At 64.4% G+C, this 9,979-nt stretch carries 12 protein-coding genes, 1 tRNA gene and 1 pseudogene; 10 read left to right on the forward strand and 4 right to left on the reverse strand.

Features of this window, described 5'->3' with window-relative positions; translation table 11 throughout:
• The 3 genes from ACFV5N_RS19000 to ACFV5N_RS19010 form a co-directional block, all read left to right on the forward strand.
• Positions 1-283: NAD(P)H-binding protein (locus tag ACFV5N_RS19000; protein WP_385601005.1), on the forward strand; the 283-nt coding region annotated here is incomplete at its 5' end.
• Between the two features lie 367 nt (positions 284-650).
• Positions 651-1,253 carry a response regulator transcription factor gene (locus ACFV5N_RS19005; protein ID WP_385601032.1) on the forward strand — a complete coding sequence of 201 codons (603 nt, stop codon included), beginning with the start codon at positions 651-653 and terminating at the stop codon, positions 1,251-1,253.
• A gap of 259 nt (positions 1,254-1,512) precedes the next feature.
• Positions 1,513-1,791, forward strand: a complete 279-nt coding sequence (locus tag ACFV5N_RS19010) for a hypothetical protein (RefSeq protein ID WP_385601035.1) — start codon at positions 1,513-1,515, stop codon at positions 1,789-1,791.
• Positions 1,792-1,839: 48 nt separating this feature from the next.
• Here ACFV5N_RS19010 and ACFV5N_RS19015 read toward each other — a convergent pair.
• Positions 1,840-2,262 (reverse strand): annotated as a pseudogene (locus ACFV5N_RS19015) (hypothetical protein); the annotation flags it as partial.
• Between ACFV5N_RS19015 and ACFV5N_RS19020 the strand changes: the two are divergent.
• Positions 2,261-2,995, forward strand: coding sequence for a transketolase (locus ACFV5N_RS19020; RefSeq protein ID WP_385601008.1), 735 nt, complete (start codon positions 2,261-2,263; stop codon positions 2,993-2,995). The pseudogene ACFV5N_RS19015 and the gene ACFV5N_RS19020 sit on opposite strands and share 2 nt — an antisense overlap.
• Positions 2,996-3,053: 58 nt before the next feature.
• Positions 3,054-3,959 carry a transketolase family protein gene (locus tag ACFV5N_RS19025; RefSeq protein WP_385601011.1) on the forward strand — a complete coding sequence of 302 codons (906 nt, stop codon included), beginning with the start codon at positions 3,054-3,056 and terminating at the stop codon, positions 3,957-3,959.
• A gap of 177 nt (positions 3,960-4,136) precedes the next feature.
• On the opposite strand, the gene ACFV5N_RS19030 is transcribed toward ACFV5N_RS19025, so the two are convergent.
• Positions 4,137-4,237: transfer RNA gene (locus ACFV5N_RS19030), tRNA-Tyr, on the reverse strand.
• Positions 4,238-4,266: 29 nt separating this feature from the next.
• On the opposite strand from ACFV5N_RS19030, the gene ACFV5N_RS19035 reads away from it, so the two are divergent.
• Positions 4,267-4,773, forward strand: coding sequence for a hypothetical protein (locus ACFV5N_RS19035; RefSeq protein WP_385601013.1), 507 nt, complete (start codon positions 4,267-4,269; stop codon positions 4,771-4,773).
• Between the two features lie 54 nt (positions 4,774-4,827).
• On the opposite strand, the gene ACFV5N_RS19040 is transcribed toward ACFV5N_RS19035, so the two are convergent.
• The gene (locus tag ACFV5N_RS19040; RefSeq protein ID WP_385601015.1) at positions 4,828-4,974 is read right to left on the reverse strand and encodes a hypothetical protein; all 147 of its coding nucleotides are present in this window, start codon (positions 4,972-4,974) and stop codon (positions 4,828-4,830) included.
• A gap of 104 nt (positions 4,975-5,078) precedes the next feature.
• Complete coding sequence (locus tag ACFV5N_RS19045; protein WP_385601018.1) at positions 5,079-5,858, reverse strand: LuxR C-terminal-related transcriptional regulator; 780 nt, start codon at positions 5,856-5,858, stop codon at positions 5,079-5,081.
• Between the two features lie 586 nt (positions 5,859-6,444).
• On the opposite strand from ACFV5N_RS19045, the gene ACFV5N_RS19050 reads away from it, so the two are divergent.
• The 4 genes from ACFV5N_RS19050 to ACFV5N_RS19065 are packed head-to-tail and all read left to right on the forward strand — an operon-like array spanning position 6,445 to position 9,834.
• Positions 6,445-7,119, forward strand: coding sequence for a dTMP kinase (locus ACFV5N_RS19050; protein WP_385601021.1), 675 nt, complete (start codon positions 6,445-6,447; stop codon positions 7,117-7,119).
• Positions 7,120-7,145: 26 nt separating this feature from the next.
• Positions 7,146-8,144: a Gfo/Idh/MocA family protein gene (locus ACFV5N_RS19055; protein WP_385601024.1), complete on the forward strand. Its 999-nt coding sequence runs from the start codon at positions 7,146-7,148 to the stop codon at positions 8,142-8,144.
• Positions 8,141-9,409, forward strand: coding sequence for a DegT/DnrJ/EryC1/StrS family aminotransferase (locus ACFV5N_RS19060; RefSeq protein WP_385601026.1), 1,269 nt, complete (start codon positions 8,141-8,143; stop codon positions 9,407-9,409). Before ACFV5N_RS19055 ends, ACFV5N_RS19060 begins: the two co-directional genes overlap by 4 nt.
• Positions 9,406-9,834, forward strand: a complete 429-nt coding sequence (locus ACFV5N_RS19065; protein WP_385601029.1) for an NUDIX domain-containing protein — start codon at positions 9,406-9,408, stop codon at positions 9,832-9,834. Before ACFV5N_RS19060 ends, ACFV5N_RS19065 begins: the two co-directional genes overlap by 4 nt.
• The last annotated feature ends 145 nt before the right edge of the window (positions 9,835-9,979 follow it).

Raw genomic sequence — 9,979 nt, forward strand, 5'->3', positions numbered from 1 at the left:
CTTCGCGGCCTATCTGCGGGCGAAGGCCGCCGCCGACGCGGATCTGCGGGCGCGTACCGGTCTGGACTGGACGATCCTGCGCCCCGGCCGGCTCACCGACGCCCCGGGCACCGGCCTGGTGGACCTCTCCCCCGACGCGCCGCGCGGCGAGATCACCCGCGACGACGTGGCGGCGGTGCTGGCGGCCCTGCTGGACACCCCGGCCACCACGGGCCTGACCCTGAACCTGGTCAACGGCGCCACGGCGATCCCGGCGGCGGTGGCCCGCCTGACGGCCGGCTGACACCGGCCACCGGCCCCGGCGGCGGGCACCGGGACGGCGCGTGCTGCGCGCCGTCCTGCCCCGCCACGATCCGGGCCTGGTGGGCGGCCTTGGAGTGGCGCGGGCTGTCGGTCAGGACGGTCGCCCGGTTCCCGTCCACTGCGCCGTACGCCGTGGTGAGATGCCGCGCAACACAACCACTCGGCCGGAACGTCATACGAACAGAAGCACCCGTGCCCCCACGCCCCTGTTCACGGACCACTCCGAGGGAAAACCGTTGCCCAGCCGACTCCCGACCCCCGATACCGGCCAGGTCCCCGCACCCGGCCCGCCCACCCCCCGCCGCCCCCAGCCCGAGGAACGGACCGGCCCCCGGGTCCCCGTCACCGTGCACACCTCGGAACCCCTCTCCCGCGAAGGCGCCCTCAGCCTGCTGGGCCGGCACCGCGAGATAGAACTGCGCGAGGACACCGGCTTCGCCCCGGGCACCGTCGCCCTGCTCATCGCCGACACCCTCGACAGCCCCACCCTCACCCTGCTGCGCCGCGTCGCCCGCAGCGACGGCGCCCGCGCGGTCCTGGTCGTCGGCACCCTGCGCGAGGCCGAACTGCTCGACGTGGTCGCCTGCGGCATCAGCGCCATCGTCTGGCGCCGCGAGGCCACCGAGAAGCAACTGGTCCGGGCCGTGGTCGCGGCGGCGCGTGGAGACGGGAATCTCCCCGGGGACCTGCTCGGCCGGCTCATCACCCAGGTCGGCGCCCTGCACCGGTCGGCGGCAGGCCGGGACGGCGTTCCCACCAGCGGCCTGACCCCGCGCGAGGCCGAGGTGCTGCGCCTGGTCGCCGACGGCCTCGACACCGGCGAGATCGCCACCGAACTCGCCTACTCCGAACGCACCATCAAGAACATCATGCACGGGCTCACCACCCGGTTCCAGCTGCGCAACCGGGCCCACGCCGTCGCCTACGCGCTCCGCGAGGGCTACATCTGACCCTCCCCCGGCCCCGGGCGAGCCCCCCCTGCCGGCGCTGCCGTTCTCCTTCGACCACGGGATCCGGGTGATGGGGGGCGCACGTGAGGGGTTCCGTCGACGGGCTCGACCCGTCCGCGCCGATCGGCCCCGCGCTGCCCGCCGTGTTCACCGACGACGATCTCGCGCAGCGGTTCGTCACCGGACCCGACGAGGTGCTGGTGCCGGTCCTGAACGTCCTGGGGTCTGAACCGGCGTTCGACCCCACCAGCAACACCTGGTGGTCATCACCCCGGGCGTGTCCGCGCACGCCAACCAGCTATCCGAGGCGACGCTCCCGCGCACCCGGGAGGCCCGCGTCACCACCTCGGACGGCGGCCGGACGACTCACGAGATCTCCCTCGACCAGGGCGCCGGTCCGCAGTTGCGCACCTTCCGGGCCAAGGATGTCATCTCGGTCCGCTTCACCATCCGGGCGGCCTGCGCACCCTCCGAGGACAAGCAGGTGGCCGTCGCGGAGATCGCGTTCTTCGGCCCCTCGGCGAGCGGCTGGTCCTGACCGCTCCGGACGACCGTCCGGGCCGTGCGCGGCCCGGATGAGTCCGGCGTCCGTCAGCTGCCCCAGCAGGTCCTCGATGTCGCGGGCCACCTCGTCCGGGGGCGCCCCGTGCGCCCGGGCGAGCCGGCCGGCTACCTCCTCGGCCGCCGTCCCGCTCAGCAGGGCGCGCAGCACGGCGGCCCGGGTGTCGTCGTCCGGCCCATACCGTCCGGGGCGCGCGTGCGGCGGCTCGCCCCCGGTGTCGGAGTCCGGCCGGCCTGCGGGAGGTGGGCTGCTGCTCATGGCGGACCGATGCCCACGGCGCTGCCGCACAACGCGGCAAACCACCCCTTCTGACGGCGCGGAGGCGCAACCTTCCGCGACCACACGGAACGAGCGCCCCGCGGACAGCAGCCGCGCCGACCTGGCGCGCTCCACCGCGCACACGCCTGTTGACCTCAAGTGCACATGAAGTTTTAGCGTGCTGACCATGACGAACGCGATCAGGACGCACACGGAGAACGGTGCCGCCGGGTTCGGGGAACTGACCTCCCTGATGGGGCTGATGACGGGGGCCGAGAAACACGGCCCGGCCGCGACGTCCACGCTCGACGCGCTGTGGGTCCTCTACGACCGGGTCCTGCGGGTCTCCCCCGAGACGGTCGAGGACCCGGGACGGGACCGGTTCCTGCTCTCCAAGGGACACGGCCCGATGGCCTACTACGCGGTCCTCGCCGCCAAGGGCTTCTTCCCCACCGCGTGGCTGCCGGACTTCGGGACGTACGACTCACCTCTCGGACACCACCCGGACCGGACGCTGGTCCCGGGCGCGGAGATCGGCAGCGGTTCACTGGGGCACGGCCTGCCGCTGGCCGTCGGCACGGCGCTCGGGCTGCGGGCCCAGGGACTCGGCGACCCCGCGGTATGGGTACTGGTCGGCGACGCGGAACTGGACGAGGGCAGCAACCACGAGGCCATCGCGTACGCCGGGGCCGCCGGGCTCTCCCGGCTGCACACGCTGGTCATCGACAACGCCTCGGCCACGCACGGCTGGCACGGCGGGATCGCCGCCCAGTTCGAGGCCGCCGGATGGTCGGCGGTGACGGTGGACGGGCGCGATCACGAGGCGCTGTACGAGGCGTTCACCGCCCCGCACCCGGGACGGCCGCACGCGGTGGTCGCCCAGGTGGAGCCCAAGGACACCGGCGCACCCAGGGCGGCGTGAGAACCCCTGCCCCGCCCATTGACCTTCCACGACCTTTTCCACGAGAGGGGATTCCCCCATGGACACCATGCGTGAGCGCTTCGCCGCGGTCGCGTCCCGGCTGCTGGACGAGGACTCGCGCCTCGCCGTCGTCCTCGCCGAGATCGGCAGGGACGGCTTCGAGCGGGCGCAGAGCCGGCACCCGGACCGGGTGGTGAACGTCGGCATCAGGGAACAACTGCTCGTCGGCGTGGGCGGCGGGCTGGCCCTCACCGGCCTGCGCCCCATCCTGCACACCTTCGCCAGCTTCCTGGTGGAACGCCCCTTCGAGCAGCTGAAACTGGACCTCGGGCACCAGGGCGTGGGCGGCGTCCTGGTGAGCGCGGCCGGCTCGTACGACTGGCCCGCCGGCGGCTTCACCCACATGTCGCCGGGCGACGTGGCCCTGCTGGACAGCCTGGACGGCTGGACCGTCCATGTCCCCGGGCACCCGGACGAGGCCGAGACCCTGCTGCGGCACGCCGTGGCCGCCGGGGACGACAAGGTCTACGTCCGGCTGTCCGAACAGACCAACCCTGAGCCGCGCCCGGTTGACGGCGCCCGCTTCCTGCCCCTGCGACAGGGACGCGGCGGTGTGGTCGTGGCGGTCGGCCCGATGCTGGAGAACGTCCTCGCCGCCGTGGACGGACTGGACGTGACGGTGCTGTACGCGACGACCGTGCGGCCCTTCGACACGGCCACGCTCCGCACCGCCGTGGGAGCCGCCGACGCGGCGGACGTGGTGGTCGTGGAGCCGTACCACGAGGGCACCTCGACCCGGCAGGTGAACGACGCGCTGGCCGACGTCCCCCACCGCGTGCTCGGCCTCGGCGTCGGCCGGCGGGAACTGCGCCGCTACGGGCAACTCGACGAGCACCTGGCCGGACACGGCCTGGACCCGCGGACCCTGCGCGCACGGATCACCGGCTTCCTGGCGGCCCTGTGAGTCCTGTGTGTGCCCGGTCCCCGGAGAGCGGCCCCGGCCCGGACCGAACGCCCTGACCCGGACGTCCTCGGCCTCCCGGCAGCCACGTCTCCCCTGCGGCACACAGATTCGGGCCACGTGGGCCAACAAGTAAGCCCCCGACCGCGTTTCCGCTGGTCGGGGGCTACTTTCCCAGTGTGGCGGCGCCAGGATTCGAACCTGGGAAGGCTGAGCCGGCAGATTTACAGTCTGCCGCCGAAATGCCCCTGACCAGGCAGTTCTTGGGCCCTGACGCCGCCCACCCCACACCCACCCCACAGGCACCGGAATGCCCCTCCCCACCACGCTCTGGCACACCTGGCTGACAGACCCAACCGTCCTGGCCCGCTTCGAGACGAAGCGCTACAGCCCTTCCCCCACAGCCTGCTGGCACTGGCTCGGCGCTATCTCCTCCACCGGCCACGGCAGCTTCCGCGCCGCCACCCTCCCCGGCCCCACCCGCCGAGGCACCGTCCCCGCCCACCTCTTCGCCTACCACCTGCTCCACGGGCCACCCACCACCACCGACCTCGTCCTCTGCCACCAATGCGACGAAGCCGGCTGCGTCAACCCCACCCACCTCCGCCTCGGCACCAAAGCCCAGAACAGAACCGAATGGTCCACCCGCCGCCACAACCCCCACAGCCCCCTCGCCGACACCCGAGGCCCCGCCGACCGCTCCCGCGCCATCGCCCAAACTATCCGCACTGCCCTTGCCGCCGATGAGCCAGCATGCCGGATCAAGGGCCACATCCTAGTTACACAAAACAAGGGCTGTCCGCTCGTACTGTGGTAAGTACTTCTCGCGTGGCCCCAATCACCAGAGGATCGTGAATCAATTTATAGACCTTCAAATCGCCATCGAACCGAAAATCCTTTCAATGCCAGAAAAACAATGATCGACAGCCAGCATAATATCGCCATCATGCAATGAAAGCAGCAATTCGTGGCACACGACAGCCTGAGCTGCGACCAGAGTATCGAGGAAAGATAACATGAGGGTTAGCCTCGACACCCAACGACGGGCGGGAGTGACACTCGACGGACCGAGACATCCTATAGTGCGCATTCAACCGCAGATGTGACGTGAGAGCCAGAAAGTCATTTCTCAACTGCCCCGGCATTCGCCTCTCCAATGATCTCCCTCTTGGCAATTAGATATCCAGCATGAAGGCGATTTAGGGCAGAGAGCTCCGACATGATCTCGGCGACATGTCGCTGGCATGTCCGGAGAGAGATACCCATGCGTTGTGAGATCTTTCGGTCACTTAGCCCTTCTGTCAGCAGCCGACAGATCGCCTCACGCACATCACGCGTCGAGCTGACGGCTTGGTCCACGGCAAATTCTATAGGGAATGGCTTGGAATTGACCCAGGCACGATCGAAGGAATCTGCAATGAACCGGACAGTGTTAGGTTCGCGTACAATTACCGCGCCTTCCGGATTAGAATCAACCGAGAGGACTGCAGCCTTTCTGTCGAATATGAGAACACGCGAGAACCCCGTCGCAGAGGTCCTAACTTCGGCCCCCCTAGAAACCACGTGTTCCACGTAAGCGATAGTGGGCTGACTGAATTGCGCACTGTATTGGTAGAGAGTTCGCATCTTAACCCCTCTGGACAATACTTGATCCGTGCGCTCCAGAGATTCAACCAAAACCTCCTCAGGCCTCGCTCCACCAGGCTGAGAAGTCAATACTTCATCAGAAGCCCGTGCACTGAGCTCGGTAATAGCCGCCAGCACCATTTCGAGTTCCGTGATGACCTCTGACTCCGAAGCCTCCAGTCGAGATTCACGATGGCCCTCATAGATGCGACTGAGGTTATTGAAATATACTTGAAGTCGGCTCACCCATTCCTGATTCCGCAGCAGATCACGCACCAACGGACCCATCACCCGCATGGCTGCGGAATCTGGCGCCACGGGCGCGAAACGGCCTGGCTCGCCGGGGCAAGGACGGAGCAAGCCAAACTGGCGGAGCACTGAGATCGACTGGATCAACTCATCGGGGGACTGGCCCAACGAACCTTCACCGTCACCCTCTGACACAGATCCTCGCTCGAGGGCCATGCTATAGACGGACACAGACGCCTCGGCGAGCAGACGATGTCCAAATTGGTCTAATTTATCCATATTTTGCCCCCTCTATCCGCATGTCATGTTCTTGCCAGCACAAATGCGACGCCCGGAAACTCTGGCCTTACCTCCACTAGTGGGCGATCTTGGGCACAAGACTAATAGATGATGGCCGAACAAAGTCACCCGGGGGGGAGACAAAGCCATGAGAAATTTCGTCTGGCTGTTGGGATCTGGCGCGTCCGCCCATCCTGTGGCCCTACTCTCAACATCTGCTCCTATCCGCATGGAGCATAGAGAGAACCAATTCACTTCATCGTCCCACATCAAGGATCTTGGGTGGGGAAGATCGCGCCCATGACTCGGTCCGAAACCGCGAGGTGATTGCGTCATGCGCTTGAAAAATTCAGCAGGAGATTTCCCCACCATTGTGGTTCTTGAAGGAGCCGACGGATCCGGAAAGTCTTTCCAGGCCGGCGAGGTTGCACAACAGTTGAGAGATTCCGGGATGCGAGTGGTGGAGCCGACGAAGGACCCACGTCGCCGACTGCGGAAGATATACAAGGAGCTGATTTCTGGATCTAGCGACTTCCCATCGCCTGAGACATCTCTTCTTCTCGGACTCAGTGACTACGCCGACGCTCTGCATCGTTTTCGGACGGCCCCAGCAGATGTGATGCTCTGCGAGCGCTACTGTTACTCAGCCATCGCCGATGCGATAGCACTTGGCCTTGATCGAGAAAAGGCCTCGCAGCTAACAAATCTCTTTCCCACGCCGGCCATCACGCTATTCATTGATATCGAGGCGGGGATAGCCTTCCAACGAAAGGGTGAGTGCTCGCTGGCCGAGGCAGGAGGGCCCGAATTCAGTCGGGAATATCCCACACTTCGCGAATCTTTCATAGCCTATCAAGAGGCCGTCAGAGGCGCCTATCATTATCTCGGAACCGCTGGGAAGATTCCGAATCTTGCGATAATCGATGGAACGCTACCAAGGGAGGACGTCACGAAATCCATCATGAGGGAGCTATCCATTCGCGCAGCGTCAGCCCGAAAGGCACCCTAGAGGATCTCAACAATCAGGAGTATTCCATGGAGAAGAGATACAAAGTTGCAGTTATCGGCCTTGGTAAGCAGGCCAACGAAGACCACATACCTGGCGTGCTGGGGTCGCAAAAGGCGGAGTTAGTAGCTGTTTGCGACACAGACTCCGTGCGCGTCACACGGACGGCTGCTGAACTCAGCGTTCCCGGTTTCACTGACCACACAGAGCTACTCAAGGCCGTAGATCTGGACTTCGTGGTGGTGGCAACCCCCCACCATACCCATGCCCAGATCGTGGAGAATGCCGCCCGAGCGAAAGTTCACATACTCAAGGAAAAGCCCTTTGCCACGTCAGGCAAAGAAGCCGCTTTCCTGGCCGATGTGGCTCGTGAGCATGGTGTTGAGATCATGACCACTCTGCAGCGCCGTTTCAATCCCATCTACAACAGCTACTTCCAGCTGGCTGATCAGATAGGAGATCCGTTCTTCGTCGACGTCTGCTACACGATGTTCATCGATGCCCCACATCAGGGCTGGCGCGGCTCCCGCACAAACGCCGGAGGAGGATGCGTCATCGACATGGGCTACCACATGCTTGACTTGATCATCTGGTACTTGGGCATGCCCTCCGGGGTCGCGGCCACGATGTCCTGTCAGGCGGTAGACGCCGAGTACGACGCTGAGGACACCGCGAGCCTGCTGCTGCGCTGGCCTAACGGCATGCATGGGACTTGCATACTCTCGCGGTTCGTACCTCCCAAGCGGGAGCTGGTGAGAGTAGTCGGAACGCGAGGGATCATTGAGGTCGAGCGAGGTTCGATCAGGCGATTGAGCAACAAAGGTGACGTTTGCGAGCAGTTGACGCGCGAACGGGCCTGGGGACCGGCTGCAGCAACTCAGGTGGACTTCTTCTGTCGCGTCCTTGCCGGCGAGCGCCGTAACCCCGGTGGCCCTGACTATCACAGACAGCACGCTGCGGTAATCGACGCCTGTTACGAATCCAAAGCGACCGGGACCTTTATCGACCCACGGAAGGCACTCATATGAAGTCTTCTTCTTCCGATACCCTAGCCCTGCACGGCGGCAGTCCGGTCGTCACTGCCGCAAAACCGCACTTCTCCTGGCCAATCATCGATAACCGAACCCACATGGCTATCGCCCGCCAGTTGGATGAGTCGATATCCCTATATAACCGATCGGGCATGATCGCCAGGGTCGAGGATCGGCTCCGGGCAGCTATCGGTGTGGAACATGCGTTGTTGACCAACTCCGGCACCAGCGCTCTCCACAGTATGTACGTAGCCTGTGACCTGGGCCCCGGCGACGAGGTCATCTGCCCCGTATACACCTTTTTCGCTACCGCGACCCCACTCTTCTTCACTGGAGCGATTCCCGTACTGGTGGACTGTGGTTCCGATGGCAATATCAGCCCTGCGGCTGTGGAGGCGGCGATCACTCCACGGACAAAAGCCATCGTAGCGACTCATATGTGGGGTATACCGTGCGACATGGAGCCACTAGTCGCCCTCGCCGAGCGTCACGGGCTGATGTTGCTTGAGGACACGTCGCATGCGTACGGTGCAACCTGTGGTGGCCGCAACGTCGGTTCGTTCGGGCGGGCGGCGGCTCAGAGTCTTCAGGGGCAAAAGCCGTTGACTGGTGGCGAAGGCGGCGTCCTGTTGACAAATGACGCCGAGGTGTATCGGCGAGGCATTGCAGTGGGCCACTACAATGTGCGCTGCAAGCAAGAGATTCCAACCGGACACCGACTCCACGAGTTTGCCGTTACTGGCATGGGGCTGAAATTTCGTATCCATCCGCTGGCAGCGGCCATCGTCGATCAGCAAATGGACTGCTATGACGAAATTTTGATGGGCCGCACGCGAACGGCAACGCGAATGGCGGAAGTGCTCGGAAAACTTCCGGGCCTGACCGCGGTCCTCCCAAAGCCGGACGACACCAGCAGCTGGTACGCATTCATTCTTCGAGTGGATGACGAGGTGCCGGGAGGGGCCGGCGCGGATATGATCCAGAAGGCTCTACTCGCGGAGGGGGCGCTGGAAGCTGACCGGCCAGGCAGCACTCGGCCGCTCGCCGAATTGCCGCTCTTCCGAAACCCTGGCGCCCTTTTCCCGGCATATCGGGATATGATAAGTCCGCAGCCGGATGACTTCCCGCAGGCGACCCAGTTCCACGAAAGCATCATCAAGTTGCCGGTCTGGAATCGTCCTGAGGATGATCCTCTGGTCGATCAATATTTGTCCGCTTTCCTGAAGGTATGGAAGCACCTAGAATCTGGAGGTTCACTGTGAAAGGAGCATCCGACGCAGAGTGGTACTCGCCGGATATTGATCGCTATGTAGCGGCATCCATAGTTCTGCGAGAAGGAAAGGCTCTGATGCTTCGACGGAAGCCGGACGACTTCATGGGCGGGTTCTGGGAGCTGCCGAGCGGAAAAGTCGATTCTGGTGAAACCATTATTGAGGCTCTGGAAAGAGAGCTGAGAGAGGAGACCGATCTGGTCCTGGTATCGCTGGACGGGGTCCTTGGGTTCTTCGACTATCTTTCTGGCTCTGGACGAAAGACGAGACAGGTGAACTTCCTGGTGTTGGCCGACGGCGCCATCTCTCTCTCCGAACATGATGCAGCTGGCTGGTTCGATGCTAGGTCAGCTGCTCAACTCCAGATCACTCCGGAAACTCTCAAAACCGTCGAGGAAGCCCTTCTATACAACTGAATCCAGCTAGCAGCGTCCAAGTGGCGTTTGGGGGCCCCCCCAGGGGGGTGGGGGCCAGACCCCCAAATAAATATATGCCGACCGCCACAAAGGAGCCGCCCCCCTTGGGTTGAATACTGTTATTTAGACCCCCCATTTGACACAG

The organism is Streptomyces sp. NPDC059853 (genome assembly GCF_042731495.1).
Classification (GTDB): Bacteria; Actinomycetota; Actinomycetes; order Streptomycetales; family Streptomycetaceae; genus Streptomyces.